The organism is Antarcticimicrobium sediminis (assembly GCF_004348975.1).
Lineage (GTDB): Bacteria > Pseudomonadota > Alphaproteobacteria > Rhodobacterales > Rhodobacteraceae > Antarcticimicrobium > Antarcticimicrobium sediminis.
In genome coordinates, this window is the sequence record NZ_SMFP01000005.1 from 188,875 (window position 1) to 214,105 (window position 25,231).

The following is a 25,231-nucleotide window of genomic DNA, read 5'->3' on the forward strand; positions in this document are numbered from 1 at the left end:
TCACGTGATCTTTTGCCCCGATCCACTGAAACACCGAAACGCCGCAAGGCGGTCGCGCACAGATCTTGGGCAACGCCCCTAGCGCTCCGCCAAGGCGTCCTTGAGCAGGGTCAGAACCGCCTCCCCCGGCACGTCTGCAGTGACAAAAGCCTCGCCGATACCGCGGGCGAGAATGAACCGAAGCTGGCCATCCACCACCTTCTTGTCCTGCGCCATCAGATCGCGCAGCCCGGCCGCATCCGGCAGCGGCCCGGAGATGTCCTTGAGATCGGTCTTCATTCCCATCGTGCGCAGATGCGCGCGCACCCGGCTCGGATCTTCCTGACTGCACAGGCCCAGCCGCGCCGACAGCTCGAACGCCAGCGCACAGCCGATCGCCACGCCCTCGCCATGCAGCAGCCGGTCGGAATAGCCCGTCGCCGCTTCCAGCGCGTGACAGAAGGTGTGCCCAAGGTTCAACAGCGCGCGGTCGCCCTGCTCGGTCTCGTCGCGGGAAACAATATCGGCCTTCATCTGCACCGAACGGGTCACGGCACGCACCCGTGCGCCCATATCGCCCGCCGCCAGCGCCGGCCCCTCGGCCTCAAGCCAGTCAAAGAAGCCAGCATCGCCCAGCATCCCGTATTTCACCACCTCGCCATAGCCAGCCAAGAAATCGCGCGGTCTCAGGGTGCCAAGCACTTCCGTATCGGCCAGCACCAGCGAGGGTTGATGAAATGCCCCGACAAGGTTCTTGCCGTGGGGCGTATTGATCCCGGTCTTGCCCCCGACCGAACTGTCCACCTGCGCCAGCAGCGAGGTAGGGATCTGTACGAACCGTACCCCCCGGCGCAAAACGGACGCAGCAAAACCGGCCAGATCACCGATCACCCCACCGCCAAAGGCCACGACCACATCGCGCCGCTCGACCTTTTGGTCCAACAGCCACTCTACCGCGCGGGTGAACTGCGGCCAGCTCTTGGTCGCCTCGCCCGGCGGCAAGGCCAGCGCCGTCATCTCGATCCCGGCCGAGGCCAGCCCGGCGCGCAGCGCCTCAAGATGCAGCCCCGCCACGTTCTCATCCGTCAGCACCGTAACCCGTTTGCGCGCAAGCAGCGGCGCAATCCGCGCGCCCGCTTCGGCGATCAGCCCCGGTCCGATGGCCACATCATAGGAACGCGCGCCCAGATCGACATGGACGGTTTCATTCAGGTTTTCGGCATTCATTCTGTCGGCTCCAACACATCGGGGCGCGTGGCCAACGCGGCCAGCACCCGGTCAACCACCCCCTCGACCGAGGTCTGCGCATCCGAGCGCACCATCAGATCGGCCTCGGCATAAAACGGCACCCGCGCGTCGTACAACGCCTTCAACGTGGCATAGGGATCTTCGGTTTTCAGCAGCGGGCGGTGATCGCGGTGCCGCACCCGGTTCCACAACACGTCAAGTCCCGCATTCAGCCAGACCGAGACGCCCTTTTGCGAAATCATCGCGCGATTCGCCTCGGACAGGAACGCGCCGCCACCGGTGGACAGCACGCCGCGCGCATCCACCAGCAGGCGCGCGATCACTTGGGACTCTTTCTTGCGAAAGAACGCCTCGCCGTCGCGGGCGAAAATCTCGGGGATCGTCATGTTGGCCGCGGTTTCGATTTCGTGATCGCTGTCCAGGAACGGCGCCCCCAGCCGCGTGGCCAGCGCCCGGCCCACGGCAGTCTTGCCAGCCCCCATCATGCCGACCATGACGATGGTTTTCTTCAGCCGCCCCGGCCCGTTTCCCGGGGCTGTGGTGTCATCGGAGGCGGTGCTATGCTCAATTTCGCTCATTCTGTAGTGAATGACGTGATCTTGCCCAAAAGGCCATATATAACTTGTTCAAAACACCAAAGGCGCGAGCAAGGGGATAGCCATGGGGCGATTGGTCAAGTATTTGTTTTACCTTCTTATTTTGGCCGCGATAGGGCTGGTCAGCTATGCCTATCTGGGGCCATGGTTCGGCGCGGATTTCTCGCCGCCCTTGGCCGAAGTGCGGCTGCCGGTGACGTTGAATGCGGACTAAGGCGGCCCTGATCGCGATATTTTTGCCGCTGGCAGCGCTGGCGCAAGAACCGCTCTCGGTGATCGACTGGCTGGGTCAGGCGCGCCCCTCCACCCTGCCCGGCCCGGTCCTGCTGGAGCCGCCGGTGGCGGCCCATGCGCTGCGTCCAGAGATCGAGGTCAGCGCCCTGGAGGAACTGGCTGCCCCCCTTGGTCTGGTGCCGCCGAACGTGACCGGCCTGCCGGTCGATCTGTGGCATGGCAGCGACGCAGGCCAGGTCGCCCGGCTGATCGCCGACGCACCGGTCAAGAACAGCCCGGCGATGCAAGCGCTGTTCTACACCCTGCTGCTGGCCGAAAAACGCCCGCCGATGGGAGCCTCGGACGCGGAGGCCGAGGGGCTGCTGCTGGCCCAGATCGACCGGCTGATTGATCTGGGCGCAACGGACCCGGCGCTGGCGCTGGCCGAGCTTGCCGGGCCAATGCAATCGCGCGCGCTGTTCCGGCGCTGGTTTGATTCCACGCTGTTGACCGGCGAAGAGGATGACAGCTGCGCCGCCCTGCAGGAACGGCCCTATCTCTCGCCCGATTATGCCGCGACGATCTTTTGTATCGCGCGGGCTGGCGATTGGCAGACCGCCGCTCTGACGTTGGAAACCGCCCATGCGCTGGACCTGCTGCCACCATTACAACTCGACCTGCTTGATCGGTTCCTCAGCCCCGAGATCTTTGAAGGCGCGCCCCCGCTGCCGGCGCCGACCTCTCCCGATCCGCTGACCTTCCGCCTGTACGAGGCGATTGGCGAACGTTTGCCCAGCACCCGCTTGCCGCGCGCCTTTGCCAATGCAGACCTTCGCGATCTGGCGGGCTGGAAGGCCCAGATCGAGGCCGCCGAACGGCTCACGCGGATTGGCGCGCTCAACCCAAACAAGCTGCTTGGGCTTTATACCGAACGCGCACCGGCGGCCTCTGGCGGCATCTGGGATCGGGTTGCGGCGGTGCAGCGGTTCGACACCGCCCTGACCACCGGCAGCGTTGCGGCAGTGGCCAAGACCCTGCCGCCGGTCTGGGCCCAGATCCAGGCTGCAGGGCTTGAGGTGCCGTTTGCCCATCTCTTTGCCGACCGGCTGGCAGAGCATCCGCTCGACGGTGCCGCCGCTGTGCTGGCCTGGAAGATCCGGCTGCTGTCGCCGCAATACGAGGCCGCCGCGCAGCAGATGCCCGAGGACACGCCCGAGTATCGGTTTCTCGCCGCGCTGGCCCAGGGCGAGCCGGCCCGCACCGCCCCGCCGGACGAGCGCGCGCGCGCCATCACCGACGGGTTTTCCGCCGGGGTGCAAGCGCCGCAATCGCTGCGCAAGGCGCTTGATGCCGGACAGCTGGGCGAGGTGATCTTGCGCAGCATCACCCTGTTTGACAGCGGCGCGCGCGGCAATCCCGCCGACCTGACCGCGGCGCTCGCCACCCTGCGTCGGATCGGGCTAGAAGACACGGCCCGGCGTGCCGCGCTGCAACTCATGCTGATCGGACAGGGTTAAAATGACGGCACCGGCAAACCAGATGGGCTGGATCAGCACGTTTCTTGAGGCGCAGGCGGCAGAGTTGGGCGCGGCCACCAATACCCAGCTCGCCTATGGGCGCGATCTCAAGGATTTCTCAGGCTGGCTGGCGAGTCACGACAGTGATTTTGCCAGTGCCGGGCGCGACGCGATCGAATCCTATCTGATCGACTGCGATGCACAGGGCCTGTCGCGCGCCACCCGCGCCCGGCGGCTGTCGTCGATCAAACAGCTGTATCGTTTCGCCTTTGAAGAGGGCTGGCGCGAGGATAGCCCGGCGATCCAGATCCACGGCCCCGGCCGCGACAAACGCCTGCCCAAAACCCTTGATGTGCCCGACGTCGACAGGTTGCTGAGCGCGGCGCGCAAGACCGGGCGCAGCCCGGCTGACCGGCTGCGCAACACCTGCCTGATGGAACTGCTTTATGCCACCGGCATGCGGGTAAGCGAGCTGGTCTCGCTGTCTGCCTCTGCCGCGCGCGGCGATCCCCGCATGTTGCTGGTCATGGGCAAAGGCGGCAAGGAACGCATGGTCCCAGTGTCCCCGCCCGCCCGCGCGGCGCTGGCCGCCTGGTTGGCGGAACGCGATGCGACACAGGAAAAACTGGCGGAAAAGGGTGGCACGCCATCGCGGTTCCTGTTCCCCTCGCGCGGTAAATCCGGATACCTGACGCGCCACCGGTTCTATCTTTTGATCAAGGAACTGGCGGTGACTGGCGGGCTCGATCCGGCCCGGGTCACACCCCATACCCTGCGCCACGCCTTCGCCACCCACCTGTTGGCCAATGGCGCCGACCTGCGTTCGATCCAGACGCTGCTGGGGCATGCGGATATTTCCACCACCGAGATTTACACCCATGTGCTTGATGAACGTCTGTCCGAATTGGTTCTGGAACACCACCCGTTGGCCCACCCGGCCAAAGATGCGGACTGACCGCGCGCGGTCTTGATAACCGCCCCGCACGGCCCCATAACCGGAACAGCACAAAGGGCATGCATTTCCGATGGAGACCACCACGACGTTACTCGATACCGCGTTCTGGGGAACGACGGGCGCTATTTTGTTCCTGCTCGTTCTGTCCGGATTTTTCTCGGGCTCGGAAACCGCGCTGACGGCGGCCTCGCGCGGGAAACTGCGCGCGCAGGCTGACAAGGGATCGCGCGGGGCGGCAAAGGCGCTGCGCATCACCGAGGATAACGAACGCCTGATCGGCTCGGTCCTGCTGGGCAACAACCTGGTCAATATCCTCGCCGCTTCGCTCGCCACCTCGCTTTTTACCCGGGTCTTTGGCGAAAGCGGTGTGGCGCTGGCCACGCTGGTGATGACCGTTCTGGTTCTGGTCTTTGCCGAGGTGCTGCCCAAGACCTATGCCATCACCAATTCCGAAAAAGCCGCCGCCGCCGTCGCCCCGGTGATTCAGGTGATCGTGACGCTGTTTTCGCCCATCGTGGCCGTGGTACGGCTCACCGTGCGCGGGCTGCTACGCATTTTTGGCGTCCGGATCCACCCGGACAGCAATATGCTTGCCGTGCGCGAAGAGATCGCCGGCGCGCTCTACCTCGGCCATTCCGAAGGTGTGGTCGAAAAGGAAGACCGCGACCGGATCCTCGGCGCGCTCGATCTTGGCGACCGGACGGTTGAAGAGATCATGCTGCACCGCTCCGGCATCGAGATGATCGACGCTGCCGCCACGCCGCAGAACATCTTTGCCCAATGCGTGAACAGCCCCCATACCCGCCTGCCGGTGTTCCGCGACGAGCCCGAAAACATCATCGGTGTGATCCATGCCAAGGATCTGCTGCGCGCGATCTATGCCCGCATCGGCGGGGCGTCGGGCAATGTCGACGCGCTGAGCGGCTTTCAGGTCACCGATATGGCCAAGCCGCCCTATTTCGTGCCCGAAACCACCACGCTTGACGATCAGATGCGCCAATTCCTGCGCCAGCGCACGCATTTCGCGCTGGTGGTGGACGAATACGGCTCGCTGCAGGGGTTGATCACGCTGGAGGACATCCTTGAAGAGATCGTCGGCGAGATTACCGATGAATTCGACGTCGATGGCGAACACCCGGTCCGCAAGACCGAGGAGGGCAATTTTCTGGTCGATGGGGCGATGACGATCCGCGACCTCAACCGCGCGACCGACTGGTCGCTGCCCGATGAAGAGGCCAACACAGTCGCCGGTCTGGTCATCCACGAGGCCCAGATGATCCCCACCGTGGGTCAGGTGTTCTCGTTCCATAATTTCCGCTTCGAGGTTATGGGCCGCGAAGGCAACCGGATCACCAAGCTGCAAATCCGACCGCTATGATGCGGGCCTGGGAGGTCGCGCGCGCTTGGTTCGATGCGATCGTTCTGGAGCCGGGGCGCGAAATGCGCTGGTCCTTCCTGCCGCCGCTGATGGTCTATTTTGCCTATGGCGCCTCGGGGCTGACCTCGGTGGTGGGCACCTTCTTCGTCAAGGACTATCTTGATCTGTCGGCGGCCGTGATCGCCGGTCTGGGGTTCTGGATCGGGCTGCCCTGGGCGCTGAAGATGCCGGTGGGCCATCTGGTCGACCTGATGTGGCGGCGCAAATGGGTGCTGGTGTTCTTTGGCGCCGGGCTGATTTCGGCCAGCTTCCTGATCATGTTTGGGCTTGCGACCCGCGTGGTCTGGATGGCGGATGTCATGTCCGTCACCGCTTGGTATGTGCTGGCCGCGCTACTGTCGCCCTGTGGCTATGTGGTACAGGACGCGGTGGCAGACGCGCTCTCGGTCGAGGCGGTGCCGAAACTGGACGAGACCGGGGCACCGCTGGATGACGAGACCAAGCGGGTGCTGCACACCACGATGCAAACGCTGGGCCGCGTTGCCTTGATCGGGGCGCTCTCGGCGGTGGCCGCGCTCAACATCACGCTGTTTTCCGGCATCGACAGCCTGCCCGAGGCGGCCAAGGACGCGGTCTATGGCCGGGTCTATCTGATCGCTCTTGTGATCCCGGTGATCTCGGTCTCTGGTGTGTTGCTGGCCATGGTGCAACAACGCCGCCAGATCGCTGCCTTGATGGCGGCGGGGCTTGCCCGCACAGAGGCCGAGGCGCAGTTCGCCCCCGAGGGTGGCGCGGTCAAACCGAACTGGTCCTACTTCATCGGCGGCGCGGCCTTTGTCGCGCTCTCCGTCACGCTGGGTGTGTCCGACATCGCCTTTGCGCAAGAACTGATCTTTGCCGGCTCCTTCACCATCGTGATTTACCTGATGCGCCAGCTCATCACGGTACTGGAGCCGGCCAAGGCGCGCGCGCTGATCGGCACCGCGATCATCATCTTCATCTTTCGCGCCACGCCGCTGCCCGGCGCCGGGGCGACCTGGTTCACCATCGACGAGTTGGGGTTCGATCAGCAATTCCTCGCGGTGCTGTCGCTAATCACCTCGGTGCTGACGCTGGTGGGCATGTTCGTTCTGCGCCCGCTGATGGCCAATCATACCATCGTCTATATCGTGGTGCTTCTGACGGCGGCCTCCGGGCTTTTGGCGCTGCCCAATATCGGGCTGTTCTATGGCGTCCAGACCTGGACCGCGGCGCTGACCAACGGCATCGTTGACGCCCGTTTCATCGCTATCCTCGACACCGCGATGGAAAGCCCGCTGGGCCAGATCGCGATGATCCCGATGCTGGCCTGGATCGCCCGCAATGCGCCCGACAATCTCAAGGCGACCTTCTTTGCTGTGATGGCATCCTTCACCAATCTGGCGCTGTCGGCCAGCAGCCTGGGCACCAAATACCTCAACCAGATCTTCACCGTCACGCGCGAGGTCGCGGGCCCCGACGGCACCGTGACCGCGCAGGCCGATTATTCGCACTTGGGCCTTTTGCTGATCGTCGTTGCCGGGATCACCGTGGCGTTGCCGCTGCTGGCGGTGGCCGTGGTACAAAATTCACGCCTGCGTACCACGGATTAAGCCCTGGTTTCGCGCGGTCAGGGGCGCGCCAGAGACAGCGCACCGGGCTGAAACACACCGCAGCCCTGCCCGGCCTCACCTTCCAAATCCTTGTAGAGCGTCATCATTTGATGCTGGATGCGGCTGATATTGGTGTCGTCGTGTCACCCGTGGATATTGGCGGCCGCACGCCAGGTGGAACCGCTGGTCAACTCGTTTCGTTCCAGAAGCGCAACATCCGACCATCCCAGTTTCGTCAGGTGGTGCAGGATCGAGCCTCCGATAACGTCGCCGGTTTCGTCATCCTCGCTTCGCAGGTCGACCATGTCCCCATTCCAGCCTCGACCACGTCATCGCCGCCACCGCCCTCGATCACCTGATAGGTTTCGTCCGCGGTGTTCGTTTCGATCATCTCGTCCACGCTGCTGCCGACATAGCCGGACAGGTCGGCCCCAGCAGGTCGCGCATCGCTATTCTCGCAGCGACAAACCGGGTCGCTTTCGGGCAAGCAGCGCGCGGCGCGGCCCCACAAGCTGGGTTCAAACCCGCGGGAGGACCCCAATGAAAACCACCACACGCGTGGCCGTCATCGGCGGCGGAGTCGTCGGATGTTCCGTACTGTATCACCTGACCAAGCTGGGCTGGTCGGATGTGATGCTGCTGGAACGCTCCGAACTGACCTCGGGCTCCACCTGGCACGCGGCGGGGGGCTTTCACACCCTGAACGGCGATACCAATATGGCGGCGCTGCAAGGCTATACCATCCGCCTGTACAAGGAGCTGGAAGAGATCACCGGCATGTCCTGCGGGCTGCACCATGTCGGCGGGGTGACGCTGGCCGACAACCGCGACCGGTTCGACATGTTGCTGGCGGAACGCGCCAAGCACCGCTTTATGGGGTTGGAGACCGAGATCGTCGGGCCGGAAGAGATCGCGAAAATCTCCCCGATCACCAATCTCGACGGCATCATCGGCGCGCTCTACGATCCGCTCGACGGGCATCTCGACCCCTCGGGCACGACGCATGCCTATGCCAAGGCGGCGCGTATGGGCGGCGCCGTGATCGAAACCCACTGCATGGTGCGCGAGACCAACCAACGCCCTGATGGCACATGGGATGTGGTCACCGACAAGGGCACCCTGCACGCGGAACATGTGGTCAATGCCGGCGGCCTTTGGGCGCGCGAGGTGGCGGCGATGGCGGGCATCTATGCCCCGCTACACCCGATGGAACATCAATACATCGTCACCGACGATATCCCCGAGATTTACGAACGCGAGACGGAACATCCGCATGTGGTGGACCCCGCTGGCGAAAGCTATCTGCGCCAAGAAGGGCGCGGGCTTTGCATCGGGTTCTATGAGCAGCGCGCAAAGCCCTGGGCGGTGGATGGCACGCCGTGGAGCTTTGGCCATGAGCTGCTGCCAGATGACTTTGATAAGATCTCGGAAAGCATTGAATTTGCGTACAAACGCTTTCCCGTTTTGGAACGCGCGGGAGTCAAATCCGTGATCCACGGCCCGTTCACCTTTGCCCCGGACGGCAACCCGCTGGTCGGCCCGGTGCCGGGGTTGCGCAACTATTGGTCGGCCTGCGGGGTGATGGCCGGATTCAGCCAAGGCGGCGGCGTCGGGCTGACACTGGCGCAATGGATGATCGAGGGAGAGCCAGAGCGCGACGTGATGGCGATGGATGTGGCGCGCTTTGGTGACTGGATCAGCCCGGGCTATACCCGCCCGAAAGTCATTGAAAACTATCAGAAACGCTTTTCCGTCTCCTACCCGAACGAAGAGCTTCCGGCGGCCCGACCAAACCGGACCACGCCGATGTATGACATCTTTTCAGAGATGGGCGCAGTCTGGGGTCAGCGCTACGGGCTAGAGGTCGCCAACTATTTCGCCACGGGCAATGAGCCGCATTATGAAACCCCCAGTTTTCGCCGCTCCAATGCCTTTGAAGCCATCGCGCGTGAGGTGAGAAGCGTACGAGAAGCGGTTGGAATAAATGAGATTCACAATTTTGGGAAGTACCGCATAACCGGCCCCTCGGCGCGCCGCTGGCTTGATCGCATCATGGCCGGTCGTATCCCCAAGCCGGGGCGGCTGTCGCTGTCTCCGATGCTGTCCGAGCATGGCAAGTTGATCGGCGATTTCACCGTCTCCTGTATTGATGAGGAGACGTTTCAACTCACCGCCTCCTATGGCGCGCAAGCTTATCACATGCGCTGGTTTCTAGAACATCAGGAAGATGGCGTAACCATCGAGAATATAAGCGATAAACTGAACGGATTTCAAATCGCAGGGCCCAAGGCGCAAGATCTGCTCGCCGCCTGCACCCGCACGGAAGTCTCGGACATGCGCTTCATGGATGTGCGGTTGATGACGGTGGGGATGACCGACTGTCTGGTGCAACGGGTCAGCTATACCGGCGATCTGGGCTTTGAAATCTATTGCGATCCAATGGCGCAACGGCAGCTTTGGAATACGCTTTTCGCCGCCGGTCAGGCCCATGGCATCGCCCCGTTTGGCATGCGCGCGATGATGTCGCTCAGGCTCGACAAGTTCTTCGGCAGTTGGATGGCCGAGTATTCCCCCGATTACACGCCTGCACAAACCGGCTTGGATCGCTTTATATCCTTTAAGAAAAACATTGATTTCATTGGACGTTCCGCTGTTGAGGCCGAACATAAATCTGGCGCGGCACGGCGTCTTTGCGCCTTTGTGGTCGATGCAAAAGACGCCGATGTGAACGGCTATGAACCGATCTGGCTGGACGGCACGGTTCAGGGATTTTGCACCTCGGGCGGGTATTCCCATCACGCGGGTTGCTCTGTCGCGTTGGGGTTCCTGCCGACCGAGCGGGTTGTCGACGGGCTGGAGGTCGCGATCGAGATCCTCGGGCAGATGTGCAAGGCCCGCCTGATCACCGTGCCACTGTTCGATCCGGACGGGACACGAATGCGCGGGTGACAGCGCCCGCGGCCCGCGCCATGATCAAGCCATGACAGATCTTCCAATCTTGCTGCTCGCCGCCGGGCAATCACGTCGCATGCGTGGGCGCGACAAACTGATGGAGCCCGTCGCGGGCACGCCGCTGCTGCGGCGCATGGCCCGGCGCGCCTGCGCCGCCGGGCTCGGTCCGGTAATCGTGGCGCTGCCGCCCGCCCCGCACCCGCGCCATGACGCCGTGGCGGGGCTGCCCATCACCCCGGTTCCGGTGCCTGATCTGGCCGAGGGGATCGCGGCAAGTCTGAAACGTGCGCTCGCCGCGCTGCCGCCTGCGGCGGAGGCGGTGATGATCCTGCTGGCGGATCTGCCCGACCTGACCACCGATGATTTGCAAACCGTCGCCGCTGCGATGGGGGCGCGCGCTGACACCCTGATCTGGCGCGGGGCCACGGCGGCGGGGAAACCCGGTCACCCGGTGATCTTTGCCCGGGCGCTGTTCGACGAGTTGGCCGCACTCAGCGGCGACAACGGTGCCCAGATGGTGATCCGGCGTCACGCCGAACATATGGCCCTGGTCCCGCTGCCCGCTCGCCATGCGCTCAATGATCTGGATACGCCCGAGGATTGGGCGGCTTGGCGTGCGGCGCGGACCCCTGCCCCCTGATCCCGGACGCGCACGAAAAAGGCAGGGCGTGAACCCTGCCTTCCCCGCGCGCACTTGGCGCGACCTTGCCTAGCTTGCAATCAATCACCAGGTTCCCCCAACCCCGGCGGATCACTGCATCAGCAAGGCTGCCTCGTGTTTTTTCAACGAACGGCGCGCAGCCTGATATCCCGCGAGCCCCTGTTGCGTGCGCAACTCGGGGAACAGGGCAAGGATTTCGTCCCTTTGGGTGCCCTGCATGCCATTCAACGTCAGATCCCCCGGTTGGAAGCTTTCGGTCCAGGCCCCATCCGAGAGCACGACCTCGTGCTGATCGAACATGAAGTGGATATAGGTGACCGAAGACTGTTCGATCCGCTCGACCCCCTCCATGCCGACAAGATGCTTGGCCGCGACCAGAACCTCGCGGTCCTCGAAATACAGCGCGGTACGGTCATTGGCGAGCAACACCCGGTGCTGCGGGCTGACCATCATGTCGCGTTCCGGTAGCCCCTTGCCCAAGGCCCCCTTGCGGATCATCACCGGTTGCAGATGATCGGCCAGCGACAATTCCAGCCCGTTCAGACGGCGGCTCCCGACCCAGCGGATTTCCTGAATGCCGTTGTCCCGGGTGATCACACGATCACCGATCTCCAGATCTTCGACCAACCGTTCGCCCTGCGGCGTCGCGATCCGCGTGCCGGGGGTGAAACAGGGAATGATATTTTCGATCTCGGCAAAGTTCATCGTGCCGGTCGGAGCCCCGGTTCCGTCAAAGAAATCAATCGTCCCCGAGGTGCTGTTGCCGTCAGGATCCAGCGTCTGGCTGGTGATGGTAAAGTTGGTTCCGGTCAGATCCAGCGTGTCGTAATCATCACCACCGCTGCCGCCGTCGACGGTATCGTTGCCATCACCGCCGATGAAGGTGTCGCGGTCGTCGCCACCGATCAGCGTGTCGTCGCCCTGACCACCGATGATGGTGTCGTTGCCGGCTCCGCCTTCGATATAATCGTCGTCGATGCCGCCATCCAGGACGTCATCTCCAGCACCGCCAAAAAGAGTATCGTCGTCATCCTGGCCGTAGATGGTATCGTCACCGGCACCGCCATAGATCACATCCATGCCGTTGGTCGGATCGGGATCGGGGTCGCCAACGCTGCCGTCATCGCGGATGTTCAACCCATCGGGAAAGATCGGGTCCAATCCGCCATAGATGGTGTCGTCACCCTCGCCGCCATGGATCTCGTCGGAGCCCTCGCCGCCCACGATCACGTCGTCGCCGCTGCCGCCGTCGATGGTATCGTCGTCGAGCCCGCCGTCGATGATGTCATCGCCAGCGCCGCCATAGATCACGTCATTGTCGTCGCCGGTGGTGATGGTGTCATTGCCATCGCCGCCATGCACGGTGTCGCGATCATCATAGGGATCGGAATCGGCCGGCACCGCTGGCAGCCCCTCATAGGAGGGGAAGCCGCGATCTGGCAGCGGTATGCCAGAGGTCGAGCTGGTGTCGATGATGTCGTCGCCGTCGCCGCCGTCAACGGTATCGCTCCCGTCGCCGCCCGTGATCAGATCATCGCCGTCGCCACCGTAAATGATGTCGTCGCCCGCGCCCCCGTGCAGCGAGTCGTCGCCGCCGATGCCCGGATCATAGGCCGGGGCGTCAAAATAGATGTCGGTCACGGCAATGCCGGAGTCCAGCGGCCCGTCCTGGTCGTGGATGATGGTCAGGCTTGCGACCGGTCCGGGAATATTGACCAAGACCGAATAGGACTCGGTCGTATAAGGCTCGTTGCCACCATTGGAGTCGGCGGTATCGACCCCGGGCACCGCATCGGTATCCGAAAGGGTAAGGTCGGACCCGCCGGTCATGTTGATTTCGATCGGGTCGCCATTGATGTCGAACGCCTTGACCGTGACCAACCCATCGTTGTCGATATCATTGATACGGAAGGACACGTTCTCGACCGGTTCCGAAAACCCGAGATCATAGGTCACCGGCTGGTTCTCGACATAGGCGTCGGAATCAAGCGAGCTGGTCACGTCGGCCGGGGCGCCGTCGGTTACGATACCGTCGACCAGTTGTGTATGGCTCGCGAAGGTCGAGGCGCTGCCCGGTCCCTGTGTCACGTTGAAGGTCACATCGACCGTACCGGTGTTCTGCGTGAACCCACCGCTCAGATCGTCGCCAACGTCAATCGCGCCGCCATCATCGGGGTCAGGGGCCTGATCCCATTGGAAAACTTCGCGACCACCGCCAGCGCCCCTGCCGGCTGCCGTGTCATCGCCATATATGATATCGTCTCCGACCTGGCCATAGACTTCGTCATCGCCGCTGCCGGCATAGATCTCGTCATCGCCTTCGCCCGCTTCGATAAAGTCATCGCCCGCACCGGCGTCGACGATGTCGTCATCGGGAGCTTCCCCCGGCAGGTTCGCGTCGCCATTGTCGATCATGTCGCCGTCGGGATCGCCGGTATAGGCCGCATCGATACGGTTATCGGTCGCGTCGCCTTCAACGATTCCGTTGCTACTCGGCCCCGATGCTGGGGGATCGCTTTTTACTGACATCACACTCTCCTCGTTCGACACACGCAGATCCACCGGGCGCAGATCGCGACCCCAGGCCCCAACTTTGGTGTAAGTCTTGCATCGCAAGATGATCCGGCCAGTTCAGCGCAGAACGCCTTTGAAAAAACCGGCCCTGCGATTTACGCAGACCGCGTGGCGCCCGCCGCATCGCGACCGACACCCCCCATGTCCGAAAACCCGGTTTGATCCGGCCACGAACACGGCTTTTCCTGCATCGTCTTGATGCGAACAGGCGGTCATCCTTATGACCTTCAGACATTACCCCCCAGTGGGCACATTAAGAATTACCTGTTGTCCGGAACCGGTCAAAAAGAAAATTAGAACAAAATTCGCATCACATGGCTGGAAATCGCCCCACAGCCCCCTGAAAACGGGATTATCCGTACAGGGCGCCCGGCTGATTGTTTCTGAATCCTGGGCAGTTTTTGCTGGAAAGCCCCCGCATCCGGCCTGAACCCCGCGTTTACGGGACGACATACCACAGCATTGTCTCCTATTCAGCAACACTCAAGCGGCAGGCATTTCGCCACCATCGCCCCCAGACTGGGCCGTCCAAGATCCCGGCGCGGAGTGCAGACTGGAACCAATCATCAGGATTCTGCAAAAACCCTTTCGCAGATCGCAACAATCATCCGACCGCGAGACGATTCGGTTCGTTAACCTTTTCACCACACCTGCATTCACCACAGGTCGCATCGGTTTGCCTGCCTGCCCCGGCTCCGGCCCCGACTCCAGCCCCGCGGCGACGGCGACGGCGACGGCGCTTCAGAAATCGTGCTTGCGGATATTGGCCAGCATCTTGTGCAGCGTAGAGAGAAAGGCGCGGCGTTCCTCCTCGTCGATGCCCTCGAACATGCGCTCATGGCTTTCTGCCATTTGCGGCCACATCTGATCAAAGGCAGCCCGCCCCGTCCGGGTCATGAAAATCCGGCTGGCACGTTGGTCGTCCGGATCGCTTTCGCGCCGGCACAGACCATCACTACACAGCGACTCCAGCGCGCGCGACAGGGTCGATTGTTCGACCACCGCATAGACGCCCAGTTGCGACATCTGCAGCCCGTCCATCACCGACAACACCGCGATCGCCCGCATCTTGGCCGTGCTCAACCCCAGCGCCGTCATGTCCCGGCGAAGATCAGCGTTATAGCGGCCCATGATCCGGTTCATCAGATAGGGGGCAAACCCGTTCAACCCGACTTCGCCCAGCCAATTCGATTGGCCCGCGACGGCCTCCGTCGCGGCAGGGCCTTGTTCCGGCTGTTCCATCGCCTCGCTCATATGCCCTGCTCTCCTGATTGCGATCCCTGTTGATCTTTGTTCCATGAAAACTCAGGTATCTGCAACCGTGTCGCTGCGCTCGCGTTGTCGCATCGCACGCCGAACTCCGGCGGCTGGCGCTTTTGCAACAAGGCGATTGCGACGATAATGCCGAACCAAGACGCGCCCCCCGTCCAGCCGTGCCCCCCCCTCGTGCGCCCCCGGTCGAAATTTGCAATCCCCCGCTTACGCCGTGATCCAGCCCTTTCGGGCGATCAAGCGGCTGGTGCTCGCCGGTTTCGTCTGGCAGCTTGGGCCGGGCATCTGCTTGCCCCCATGACCGGGCGACAAACCATAAGGACCAGCAATGACCACGGATATCGAGATTTATGGGCGTGGCGCGCTGCCTCCACGGCTCGACAGTCGGCTGGCTGCGCAGTTCACCCTGCGGTGCGATCCCGGCCAGATCCCGCCCGAGGCGTGGCTGGCGCAACATGGTGACCGGGTCCGGGGGCTGGCCAATGCCAGTTTCACCCCGCTGACCGCAGAGCTGATGGACCGGCTGCCAAAGCTGGAAATCATCTCCGGACTTGGCGTCGGTTATGACATGATCGACGTCGCCGCCGCCAAGGCGCGCGGCATCCTCGTCACCCATACCCCCGATGTGCTGAATGCCGACGTGGCCAATTACGCCCTGCTTCTGCTGCTGGCAGCCAGCCGCGATCTGCTCCGGCAGGATGCCTATGTGCGCAGTGGCCGCTGGGCCACCGAGGGGCGCGCCCCGCTGACCACCACGGTGGAGGGGCGCACAATCGGCATCGTCGGGTTGGGGCGAATTGGCCGGACACTGGCGCGGAAGCTGGAGATATTTGGCGGGCCGATTCTGTATCATGGGCGCAGGGCGCAGCCGGATATGGCCTATGAATTCTGCCCCGATCTGACCGAGATGGCGCATCGCTCCAGCGCCTTGATCCTGTGCCTGCCCGGTGGCAGCGACACCGACAAGCTTATCAGCGCAAAGGTTCTCGACGCGCTTGGCCCCGACGGTATTCTTGTCAATGTGGCGCGCGGTTCGGTGGTGGATCAACCCGCCCTGATTGCCGCGCTGGCCGAGGGCCGGCTGGGTCGCGCCGCACTGGATGTGTTCGAGGATGAACCAGAGGTGCCGCAGGCCTTGCGCGACAGCGACCGGGTGATTCTATCGCCCCACTCCGCCAGCGCCACGTTGGAAACCCGGCAGGCCATGTTCGATCTGACCGCCGACAACCTGATCGCCTATTTCCGCGACGGTGCCGCGCTGACCCCGGTGCCGGAATGTCGGGAGATGCGCTAGACGTCGTCCTGCGGATCAAGCTGCGCCAAAAGCGCCTCAAGGATCGGCTTGATCCGCTCGGCGTCCTCGCCCCCAAGATCCTTCAGGATCTGCGTCTCATGCGCCTGCGCATCCGCGATCAGCCCCGTCGCCAGATCTCGCCCCGTCTCGGTCAGGAACACGCGCACGCGGCGGCGATCCTCCGGATCGGACCGGCGGCTGACCAGACCGCGTTCCGCCATGTGATCGACGATTCGCGTCAGCCGCGATTGCTCCATCAGCGACAACCGTGCCAGCCGGGTCACCATCGCGCCGTCCTCGTCCATCAGACAGGCCAGCACCCGCCATTCCGGCACCCGAAGCCCTGCCGCACGCGCATGGGCATGGAATTCCGCGCTCGCCCGATGACTGACCGCAGCCAGCAAATACAGCAAGTAGGATACGACGAAAGGCCGACCTGAAGAGTCAGTTTTTTGATCTGTCATTCAACCATGCCGTGTTTCAAATCAGCGGATTAGGACACCTTTCCTGAAAGGTCAAGAAAACGCTTGACCCCTTTTATATGAAATTTCATGTTAAATCCACAGGGAGATCGAACACGTGACACAAAACCTCGTTATCGACAGCGTCCGTGCAGAAACGGACCGCATCCGGACCTTAACCTTGCGCACCGCAGATGGCAGCGCCCTGCCGCCGCATTCCGCTGGGGCGCATTTGAAATTCGACCTCGGCGCCCTTGGCATCCGGTCTTATTCTCTGATCGACTGGCCGGGCGACCCCTGCCCGGCCCCCGTTTGGCGCATTGCCGTCCAGTGCGAAGAGGCCGGCCAAGGCGGCTCCATGCATATGCACGGGTTGCGTCCCGGCGATGTGTTGCGCGCAGAGGCTCCCGCCAATGATTTCCCGCTTGGCGATCATGACGGCCCGGCACTGTTGCTGGCTGGCGGGATCGGCATCACGCCGCTGATCTCCATGGCCACGGCGCTCAACGCTGCCGGACGCGCCTTTGCGCTCCACTATACCGCCCGCTCACGCGACGGAATGGGGTTTGCCGCTGCGCTGACGCAGGCTTTCGGCGACCACGTCACATTTCACTATGACGACGAAACCCCGCTTGACCTTGCCACGCTGTTCGCCGGGATCGACCCCGCCACCCATCTGTATGTCTGCGGCCCCAAGGGCATGATCGAGGCCGCCCGCGCCGCCGCCAACGCGGCCGGACTGCCCGACGCACAGATCCATTTCGAGCTGTTCACAACCCCGCAGCCGCAAGAGGGTGATACCGCCTTCGAGATCGAGATCGCCTCGACCGGTCAAGTGTTCACCGTTCCGCCCGGCCGCTCCATCATCGAGGTGTTGGAAGACGGCGGGCTTGACCTGATCTATGATTGCCAGCGTGGCGATTGCGGGATCTGCCAAACCGAAGTTCTGGAAGGCACCCCCGATCATCGTGATGTCGTCCTGTCGGACGCCGAAAAATCCGAGGGCAAGCTCATGCAAATCTGCGTCAGCCGCGCCAAATCGGCCAAACTGATCCTCGACCTGTAAGGAAAGGAGCCCTCATGCCAGCCTATACCGTCGACACCGTCACCGATCTGGTCCAGCCACATCAGGTTCACCGCGACGTCTATACCGACCCGGATGTGTACCGGCTTGAGATGAAGCACCTGTTTCGCAACACTTGGGTCTTTGTCGGCCATGACAGCCAGACCCCGAACAAGGGCGATTATTTCACCACGCAACTGGGCGATCAGCCGATCATTCAGGTGCGCCACAGCAACGGTGAGATCCACGTTCTCTACAATCGCTGCCCGCACAAGGGCACCAAGATCGCCATCGACCGCCAAGGCAACACCGGCAAGTTCTTTCGCTGCCCCTATCACGCCTGGTCGTTCAAGACCGACGGCTGCCGGCTCGCGATCCCGCTGAAAAAGGGTTACGAGGGCACCGGGCTGGAGCAGACCGAGAACGGCAAGGGCATGAAAGCCGTTGGCGCGGTCAAGAATTATCGCGGCTTCATCTTTGCCCGGCTGGCCGAGGAGGGCATCAGCTTTGAGGACTATTTCGGCGACAGCCTGTCCTCGCTCGACAACATGGTCGATCGCTCTCCCGCCGGACGGCTTGAGGTCGCCGGTCCGCCGTTGCGCTATATGCACCAGTGCAACTGGAAAATGCTGGTCGAGAACCAGACCGACACCTGCCACCCGATGGTGGCGCATGAATCCAGTGCCGGCACCGCGGTCAAGATCTTCGAGGACATGGACTGGCCCGAGGACAAGCCCAAACCAATGGCGATGGAGATCATCGCGCCGTTCATGTCACCTTACGAATTCTTCGAGAACATGGGCATCCGCACTTGGCCCAACGGCCACGGGCACACCGGCGTGCATCATTCGATCCACTCCGATTATTCCACCATTCCCGGCTATTTCGAGCAGATGGTCGAGGCCTATGGCGAGGAAAAGGCAAAACAGATCCTGGGCGAGAACCGGCACAACACCGTCTATTTCCCCAACATCATGATCAAGGGGCCGATCCAGCAGCTGCGCAACTTTATCCCGCTGGGCCCCGACAAGACCTTGGTGGAAAGCTATATTTACCGCCTTGTCGATGCGCCCGATCAACTGCTGGCGCGCACCGCCATGTACAATCGGCTGATCAATGCGCCGACCTCGATGGTGGGGCACGATGATCTTGAGATGTACGAACGCGCGCAGGAAGGTCTGGCCGCCGACGGGCTGGAATGGGTCAACATCCAGCGCCTGTATCAAGAGGGCGAGGATCTTGACCATGAGGCGGTCGAGAACGGCACCACCGAACGGCAGATGCGCAACCAGTTCCACGCTTGGGCGAAATTCATGTCGCCCCAACCCACAACCGAAACAGCGGAGGTCCAGCAATGAGCTTTCCCAGCCGCGACGACCTGATCGATTTCATCTATGACGAGGCCCGCATGTTGGACGAGGGCCGCTTTTCCGAATGGATGGAGCTTTGGATGCCCGACGGGATCTATTGGATGCCGCTCGATTACAAACAGACCGACCCCGATTGCATCACCTCCCTGCTGTATGAGGATCAATTCATGCTGCGCCTGCGGGTGGAGCGTTTGAACGGGGCCCGGACCTTCAGCCAGAAACCGAAAAGCCGCTGTCACCACGTGATCCAGCGCCCCTTTGTCGATGTGATGGAGGATGCGGCCAACCGCTATGTCACCAATACCAACATGCATTACGTCGAAACCCGGCTGGACGAACAATTCCTGCTGGCGATCACCGCCACGCATGAGCTTTGCGTGGTCGATGGCAAGATCCGCATCGCGAACAAGCGGGTCGATCTGCTGAACAGTGACGCCGCCTTCGGCAACATCCAGTTGCTGCCATGAGCGCCACGATGAAACTGCGCGATTTCAACAGCGTTTATGACGCCTTTGCCGCCGCCGCCCACCGCTGGCCCGAACGCCCCATGCTCAACGTGCTGGAGTCCACCGCGCGGATTTACGACATCGAGGCCGGGGAAACCTCCTATGGTGCGGCGCTGGAGCAGGTCGATGCGCTGTCCGAGGCCTTTACCGCCGCAGGCTATGGCCCCCGGATGCGGGTGGCGCTGCTGCTGGAAAACCGCCCCGTGTTCTTTCTGACATGGCTGGCGCTGAACCGGATCGGGGCCTCGGTGGTGCCGATCAACCCCGACCTGCGCGCGTCTGAGCTGGAATATATGATCGGACATGCCGAACCGGCGCTGATCGTGGCGATCCCCGCCCGCGCCGAGGAATTGCGCGCGGCGGCCAAGGCGGCGGGTATCGCGCTCAACGTCATCGCGCCGGGTGAGACGCCCCCGGCCCCGCGTGCCGGGGCCGAGGCGGCGGATCAGGCGGATGGGCCCGCGCGCGAGGCGGCGGTGCTTTATACCTCGGGCACCACGGGGCAGCCCAAGGGCTGCGTCTTGTCCAACAGCTATTTCTTTGAATCCGGCGACTGGTACGCCGGCCTCGGCGGCATTGCCACGCTGTCCGAACAGGGCGAGCGGATGATCACCCCGCTGCCGATTTTTCACATGAACGCCATGGCCTGTTCCTTTCCGGTGATGATTATCGTCGGCGGCTGCCTGACCGCGCTGGACCGGTTCCATCCGCGCAGCTGGTGGGACGACGTGCGCGACGCAAAGGCCACCTGCCTGCATTATCTTGGCGTGATGCCCTCAATGCTGATGGGCGCGCCCGAAAGCCCGGCGGACCGAGACCATGCGGTGCGCTTTGGCTTTGGTGCCGGAGTCGATCCGAAACTGCAGGCCAATTTCGAAGCCCGCTTCGGCTTTTCCCTGGTCGAGGCCTGGGCGATGACCGAAACCGGGGCCGGTGCCGCGATCTCGGCCCATACCAAGGACCGGCTGGTCGGGCGCGCCTGTCTTGGCAGCCCCTCCAAGGCGGTGGAGCTGCGCATCGTCGATGACGCCGGGGCCGACGTGCCACCGGGCGCGCCGGGTGAGCTGTTGATCCGACGCAGTGGCGATGATCCGCGTCTGGGCTTCTTTACCTGCTATTACAAGAACCCTGAGGCCACGGCCGAGGCTTGGGAAGGCGGTTATTTCCACACCGGCGACATCGTGCGACAGGACGAGATGGGCAATATGTTCTTTGTCGACCGCAAGAAGAACGTGATCCGCCGCTCGGGCGAGAATATCGCGGCGGTCGAGGTGGAATCGGTGCTGATGCGCCACCCCGACATCACCGCCGCAGGGGTGGCCCCGGTGCCCGACGCGGTGCGCGGGGACGAGGTGTTTGCCTGCCTGACGGTCGCGGACCCCTCGCCGCAAAAAGCGCGCGAGATCGCGGATTGGGCGCTGACGCGCATGGCCTATTACAAGGTGCCCGGCTACATCGCCTTTGTAGACGCGCTGCCGCTGACCGCCACGCAAAAGATCCAGCGCGCGACGCTCAAGGTGCTGGCCGCCGATCTGTTGGCGGCAGGCAAGGCGCATGACCTCACCGCACTTAAGAAACGGCAGGTGGCCTGATGGCACGACGGCAAGGCTATGACGGCGTGGTTGTCACGGCTCCGGTTTCGGTGCCTTACGAACGCTATTCGATCGAAACCGCGCATTGGTGGATTGCCCGCGCCCTGCGCGCCAGCCTGCAGGCGGCGGGTCTGAAACCACTGGAGATCGACGGGTTTACCGTCTCCAGCTTCACCCTTTCGCCGGATACCGCCGTCGGACTGACCCAGCATCTGGGGCTGTGCCCGCGCTGGCTGGATCATATCCCGATGGGCGGGGCCAGCGGTGTCGTGGCGCTACGCCGGGCCGCCCGCGCGGTGCAGGCGGGGGACGCCGATATCGTGGCCTGCGTTGCCGGGGACACCAACCATATCGACAGTTTCCGCACCCTGTTGTCGGGCTTTTCGCGCTTTGCCTCGGATGCGTCCTATCCCTATGGCTTTGGCGGGCCGAACGTGAATTTCGCCCTTTTGACAGACCGTTATATGCAAGAATTTAATGCAACGCGTGAGGATTTCGGACGCATCTGCGTGGCACAGCGCGACAATGCCTTGCGCTATCCCAATGCAATGATGAAAAAACCGCTGACGCTTGAGGATTACCTGAATGCCCGCGCCATTGCCGACCCCATCGCGTTGTTTGATTGCGTGATGCCCTGTGCCGGATCTGAGGCCTTTCTTGTGATGCGCGAGGACGAAGCGATCAAACGCGACCTTCCCTTTGCCCGCATCAAGGGCACGATCGAACGCCACAACGCCCATGCCAGCGACCCGATCCAACTGCGCGGTGGTTGGACGCTGGACGTGGATGATCTGTATGACATGGCGGGCTGTGCGCCCACCGATATGGATCTGGTGCAGACCTATGATGATTACCCCGTCATTTCGATGATGCAGATCGAGGATCTGGGGTTTTGTGAAAAAGGCGGCGCGCCAGAGTTCCTGCGCAGCCGCGACATGACCGTGACCGGCGATTTCCCCCATAACACCAATGGCGGCCAGCTTTCCGCAGGTCAGGCCGGTGCGGCGGGTGGGTTCATCGGGCTGGTCGAGGCGATCCGGCAAGTCACCGGAACCGCCGCGGGCACTCAGGTCAAGGACGCCAGACGCGCGCTCGTTTCTGGTTTTGGCATGATCAACTATGATCGTGGCGTCTGTTCCAGCGCCGCCATTCTGGAGGGCACCGCATGAGTGACCCGTTGCAGCCCCCTCTCAAAAAGAACCCGCAAAAGCGCACCGTCTCCCCGACGCGCCCACCGGAAGGGCGCAGCCGCGCCGCGCTGGGCCTGACGGCGGCGGCGGCCGAGGGACGGTTCGCCCTGCAATGCTGCGCCGAATGTGGCGCGGTGCAATACCCGCCGCGCGATGCCTGTTCCACCTGTCTGTCGACCGAATTGCCGTGGCGCGATGTTTCGCCCAAGGGAACGCTGATCGCCGACACCTTCATCCGCGCCACCACCAGCCTGTATTTCCGCGACCGCCTACCTTGGCGCACCGGCACCGTGCAGCTTGATCTTGGCCCTTCGGTGATCTGCCATGTGCATGGCGATTGCGAAAAGGGCGCGCGGGTGGTGCTGCTGAACCGGCTTGATCGCGCCGGACAAGGGGTGCTGATCGCGACCCCCGAGAAAAGGACGCCGAACATGCAGGACGATCCGCAATTGCGCGCGATGAGTTCCGATCCCAATTATCGCCGCGTGTTGATCACCGACGCGCGCACCCCCAACGCGCCGGCGCTGGCAAAGGCCTTGCGGACAGCGGGTGCCGCGCATGTGTTCGTTGGCGAGGGCGAGACCTGGCGCCCCTATCCCGAACGTGCCGCGCTGGAGTCGCTGGGGGTGGAGTTTCTGCCTCTCGACGTGACCGATACCTCCTCGGTCAATCGCATGGCCGCCGAATATGGCAGCAAGGTCGACATCCTGATCAACAACGCTCGCTTTCTGCGCCCCGGCGGTGTGTTGGCGCGCGGCGATACCGGGTTTGCCCGCGACGAGATCGAGGTGAATTACCTCGGGCTGATGCGTCTGGCGCAAGCCTTTGGCCCTGCGATGTGCGCGCGCACCGGCGACGGGGTCAATTCCGCCGTCGCCTGGGTCAATATTCTCGCCGCAACCTCGCTGTCCAACAGCCCGGAAATGGGGTGTTTTTCTGCTTCTCAATCCGCCGCACGGGCGCTTAGCCAAAGCCTGCGGGGCGAATTCCGCAGCGCCGGATTGCGGGTGATGAACACCTATGTCGGCCCGACCGAGGATGACTGGCACCAACCCCTGCCACCCCCCAAAGTGACCGCGAACGCATTGGCGCGTGACGTGATCAAAGGGCTGACTGACGGGCTGGAAGATGTCTATTGCGGCGATGTCGCCAAGGATATGGCCGATAAATACAGGCGCGATCCCAAAGTGTTGGAGCGCGAACTTACCATGGGAGGTGAAGCATGACCTCGCCCCTTGCCAATCTCGCCAGTGCGCTTGCCAGCGGTGAAATCGAGGTGATCGATCTCACCCATACGCTTGACCCGGATTTTCCGGTCATCGTGCTGCCGCCCGAGTTCGGCCAATGCGCCCGCTTTCGCATGGAAGAGATCAGCGCCTATGACCATCGTGGTCCGGCATGGAAATGGCACAACATTTCCATGTCCGAACATACCGGCACCCATTTCGACGCGCCCAGTCACTGGGTCTCGGGGCGCGATCTGCCGCAATCGGCGGTGGACGAGATCCCGGTCGAACGCTTTGTCGGCCCCGTCGTGGTGATCGACTGTTCCGCGCAATCCGCCGAAGATCCCGATTTCCTGCTGCGCCCCGAGCATATCACCGCGTGGGAGGGCGAGCATGGCCCCATCCCGCCCGATGCCTGGGTGCTGATGCGCACCGACTGGTCCAAGAAATCCGGCGCCGCCTATCTCAATATGCATGACGACGGGCCACATTCCCCTGGCCCCACGCCCGAGGCGATCCGCTTTCTGATCGAGCAGCGCGCCATTCGCGGCTTTGGCACCGAAACCGTCGGCACCGATGCTGGCCAAGGCATGCATCTCAGCCCGCCCTATCCGGCGCATTTCCTGCTGCATGGCGCGGGGAAATACGGGCTGCAATGTCTGCACGGGCTTGACCGTTTGCCACCCACCGGCGCGGTGCTGATGGCCGCCCCGCTCAAGATCCGCAACGGCACCGGCAGCCCGCTGCGGGTGCTGGCGATGATCGAAAAGGACACCGCATGACCAAATACACTGCCGTCATCACCGGCGCCTCCAAGGGCATCGGCGCCGATCTGGCCAAACGCCTGCTGGAGCGTGGCTATCGCGTGATCTCGGTTGCGCGCCACGATCCCGATTTCAGCCATGACAACCTGACCAGTGTGCGGTGTGACCTGCTGCACGCTGACGCGGTGGCCCAGACCGCCGCCGAGATCGCCGCCGCGCATCAGGTCACCCACCTGATCCATAATGCCGGGTTGATCTGGCCCAATCTGCTGGAAGACGCGACGCCAAACGATCTCTTGGGCCTGACCCAGATCCACCTTGGCAGCGCGCTGACCTTGCTGCAGGCGTTTCTGCCAGCGATGAAGGCCGCAGGCTTTGGCCGCATCGTCTTCAACGGCTCGCGCGCCGCGCTTGGTGTGCCGACCCGCACCGCCTATTCCGCGACCAAGGCCGGCATGATCGGCATGGCACGCACTTGGGCGCTGGAACTGGCACCGCACGGGATCACCGTCAACGTGGTGGCCCCCGGGCCGGTGCGCACCGACAATTTCTGGGGCATCATCGAAAAGGACAGCGATCAGGAGGCCGCACTGGCCGGACGCATCCCGGTGGGGCGTCTGGGCGAGGTGCGCGACATCTCCAACGCCTTCCTTTTCTTTTGTGACCCAGAAAACAGCTTTGTCACCGGTCAAACGCTTTATGTGTGCGGTGGGGCCAGTATCGGCACCCTGCAATTGTGACAGCCGACGACAAGGCCACTTGCGTTCGTTAACTTGTACCCAAACTAAA

Annotated in this window: 22 protein-coding genes and 1 pseudogene; 16 read left to right on the plus strand and 7 right to left on the minus strand. The window is 63.0% G+C overall.

Annotation, left to right across the window (positions count from 1 at the left end):
- Positions 1 to 78 precede the first annotated feature (78 nt).
- Together aroB and E1B25_RS09900 are read right to left on the minus strand one after the other, a co-directional pair.
- On the minus strand, positions 79 to 1,191 hold the full coding sequence (aroB, locus tag E1B25_RS09895; protein WP_132829004.1) for a 3-dehydroquinate synthase: 1,113 nt from the start codon (positions 1,189 to 1,191) through the stop codon (positions 79 to 81).
- A gap of 11 nt (positions 1,192 to 1,202) precedes the next feature.
- On the minus strand, positions 1,203 to 1,805 hold the full coding sequence (locus E1B25_RS09900) for a shikimate kinase (protein WP_132828853.1): 603 nt from the start codon (positions 1,803 to 1,805) through the stop codon (positions 1,203 to 1,205).
- Positions 1,806 to 1,887: 82 nt separating this feature from the next.
- Here E1B25_RS09900 and E1B25_RS22135 point away from each other — a divergent pair, with 82 nt between their 5' ends.
- The 5 genes from E1B25_RS22135 to E1B25_RS09920 all read left to right on the plus strand — a co-directional run bounded on the left by E1B25_RS22135 (position 1,888) and on the right by E1B25_RS09920 (position 7,517).
- Positions 1,888 to 2,037, plus strand: coding sequence for a hypothetical protein (locus E1B25_RS22135; protein WP_165937591.1), 150 nt, complete (start codon positions 1,888 to 1,890; stop codon positions 2,035 to 2,037).
- Positions 2,027 to 3,553: a hypothetical protein gene (locus E1B25_RS09905; RefSeq protein WP_132828854.1), complete on the plus strand. Its 1,527-nt coding sequence runs from the start codon at positions 2,027 to 2,029 to the stop codon at positions 3,551 to 3,553. Before E1B25_RS22135 ends, E1B25_RS09905 begins: the two co-directional genes overlap by 11 nt.
- A gap of 1 nt (position 3,554) precedes the next feature.
- Positions 3,555 to 4,508, plus strand: coding sequence for a tyrosine recombinase (locus E1B25_RS09910; protein ID WP_132828856.1), 954 nt, complete (start codon positions 3,555 to 3,557; stop codon positions 4,506 to 4,508).
- 70 nt (positions 4,509 to 4,578) lie between these two features.
- The gene (locus E1B25_RS09915) at positions 4,579 to 5,886 is read left to right on the plus strand and encodes an HlyC/CorC family transporter (protein WP_132828858.1); all 1,308 of its coding nucleotides are present in this window, start codon (positions 4,579 to 4,581) and stop codon (positions 5,884 to 5,886) included.
- Positions 5,883 to 7,517: an MFS transporter gene (locus E1B25_RS09920; RefSeq protein WP_132828860.1), complete on the plus strand. Its 1,635-nt coding sequence runs from the start codon at positions 5,883 to 5,885 to the stop codon at positions 7,515 to 7,517. The genes E1B25_RS09915 and E1B25_RS09920 overlap by 4 nt, the downstream gene beginning before the upstream one ends.
- Before the next feature lie 23 nt (positions 7,518 to 7,540).
- Here the strand turns inward: E1B25_RS09920 and E1B25_RS22535 are convergent.
- Both E1B25_RS22535 and E1B25_RS09930 read right to left on the minus strand, forming a co-directional pair.
- Positions 7,541 to 7,822 (minus strand): annotated as a pseudogene (locus tag E1B25_RS22535) (FAD-dependent oxidoreductase); the annotation flags it as partial.
- Positions 7,753 to 8,004 (minus strand): hypothetical protein, encoded by a 252-nt coding sequence (locus tag E1B25_RS09930; RefSeq protein ID WP_165937592.1) that lies wholly within the window; start codon positions 8,002 to 8,004, stop codon positions 7,753 to 7,755. The pseudogene E1B25_RS22535 and the gene E1B25_RS09930, both read right to left, overlap by 70 nt.
- 53 nt (positions 8,005 to 8,057) lie before the next feature.
- On the opposite strand from E1B25_RS09930, the gene E1B25_RS09935 reads away from it, so the two are divergent.
- Positions 8,058 to 10,466, plus strand: coding sequence for a GcvT family protein (locus E1B25_RS09935; RefSeq protein WP_132828864.1), 2,409 nt, complete (start codon positions 8,058 to 8,060; stop codon positions 10,464 to 10,466).
- A gap of 31 nt (positions 10,467 to 10,497) precedes the next feature.
- A complete protein-coding gene (locus E1B25_RS09940) occupies positions 10,498 to 11,109 on the plus strand; it encodes a nucleotidyltransferase family protein (protein ID WP_132828866.1) in 612 nt (203 codons plus the stop codon).
- Between the two features lie 111 nt (positions 11,110 to 11,220).
- Here the strand turns inward: E1B25_RS09940 and E1B25_RS09945 are convergent, their stop codons facing one another.
- Entirely contained in the window at positions 11,221 to 13,659 is a 2,439-nt protein-coding gene (locus tag E1B25_RS09945; RefSeq protein WP_132828868.1) for a Hint domain-containing protein, read from the minus strand.
- Between the two features lie 786 nt (positions 13,660 to 14,445).
- On the minus strand, positions 14,446 to 14,958 hold the full coding sequence (locus E1B25_RS09950; protein WP_245510675.1) for a MarR family winged helix-turn-helix transcriptional regulator: 513 nt from the start codon (positions 14,956 to 14,958) through the stop codon (positions 14,446 to 14,448).
- A 346-nt stretch (positions 14,959 to 15,304) separates the two neighbouring features.
- On the opposite strand from E1B25_RS09950, the gene E1B25_RS09955 reads away from it, so the two are divergent.
- The gene (locus tag E1B25_RS09955) at positions 15,305 to 16,270 is read left to right on the plus strand and encodes a 2-hydroxyacid dehydrogenase (protein ID WP_132828869.1); all 966 of its coding nucleotides are present in this window, start codon (positions 15,305 to 15,307) and stop codon (positions 16,268 to 16,270) included.
- Here E1B25_RS09955 and E1B25_RS09960 read toward each other — a convergent pair.
- Positions 16,267 to 16,734 (minus strand): MarR family winged helix-turn-helix transcriptional regulator, encoded by a 468-nt coding sequence (locus E1B25_RS09960; RefSeq protein WP_132828871.1) that lies wholly within the window; start codon positions 16,732 to 16,734, stop codon positions 16,267 to 16,269. The two genes, E1B25_RS09955 and E1B25_RS09960, sit on opposite strands and share 4 nt — an antisense overlap.
- 178 nt (positions 16,735 to 16,912) lie before the next feature.
- On the opposite strand from E1B25_RS09960, the gene E1B25_RS09965 reads away from it, so the two are divergent.
- Genes E1B25_RS09965 through E1B25_RS10000 form a run of 8 tightly spaced genes read left to right on the plus strand, consistent with a single transcriptional unit; the run spans position 16,913 to position 25,182 of the window.
- Positions 16,913 to 17,797, plus strand: a complete 885-nt coding sequence (locus E1B25_RS09965) for a PDR/VanB family oxidoreductase (RefSeq protein WP_245510676.1) — start codon at positions 16,913 to 16,915, stop codon at positions 17,795 to 17,797.
- A gap of 14 nt (positions 17,798 to 17,811) precedes the next feature.
- Complete coding sequence (locus E1B25_RS09970; protein WP_132828875.1) at positions 17,812 to 19,152, plus strand: aromatic ring-hydroxylating dioxygenase subunit alpha; 1,341 nt, start codon at positions 17,812 to 17,814, stop codon at positions 19,150 to 19,152.
- Positions 19,149 to 19,631, plus strand: a complete 483-nt coding sequence (locus tag E1B25_RS09975; protein WP_132828876.1) for an aromatic-ring-hydroxylating dioxygenase subunit beta — start codon at positions 19,149 to 19,151, stop codon at positions 19,629 to 19,631. The genes E1B25_RS09970 and E1B25_RS09975 overlap by 4 nt, the downstream gene beginning before the upstream one ends.
- Positions 19,628 to 21,262: an AMP-binding protein gene (locus tag E1B25_RS09980; RefSeq protein ID WP_132828878.1), complete on the plus strand. Its 1,635-nt coding sequence runs from the start codon at positions 19,628 to 19,630 to the stop codon at positions 21,260 to 21,262. The genes E1B25_RS09975 and E1B25_RS09980 overlap by 4 nt, the downstream gene beginning before the upstream one ends.
- Positions 21,262 to 22,431 (plus strand): thiolase family protein, encoded by a 1,170-nt coding sequence (locus tag E1B25_RS09985; protein WP_132828880.1) that lies wholly within the window; start codon positions 21,262 to 21,264, stop codon positions 22,429 to 22,431. The genes E1B25_RS09980 and E1B25_RS09985 overlap by 1 nt, the downstream gene beginning before the upstream one ends.
- On the plus strand, positions 22,428 to 23,678 hold the full coding sequence (locus E1B25_RS09990; protein ID WP_132828882.1) for an SDR family NAD(P)-dependent oxidoreductase: 1,251 nt from the start codon (positions 22,428 to 22,430) through the stop codon (positions 23,676 to 23,678). The genes E1B25_RS09985 and E1B25_RS09990 overlap by 4 nt, the downstream gene beginning before the upstream one ends.
- A complete protein-coding gene (locus E1B25_RS09995) occupies positions 23,675 to 24,460 on the plus strand; it encodes a cyclase family protein (protein ID WP_132828884.1) in 786 nt (261 codons plus the stop codon). The genes E1B25_RS09990 and E1B25_RS09995 overlap by 4 nt, the downstream gene beginning before the upstream one ends.
- Positions 24,457 to 25,182 carry an SDR family NAD(P)-dependent oxidoreductase gene (locus E1B25_RS10000; protein WP_132828885.1) on the plus strand — a complete coding sequence of 242 codons (726 nt, stop codon included), beginning with the start codon at positions 24,457 to 24,459 and terminating at the stop codon, positions 25,180 to 25,182. The genes E1B25_RS09995 and E1B25_RS10000 overlap by 4 nt, the downstream gene beginning before the upstream one ends.
- Positions 25,183 to 25,231 lie beyond the last annotated feature (49 nt).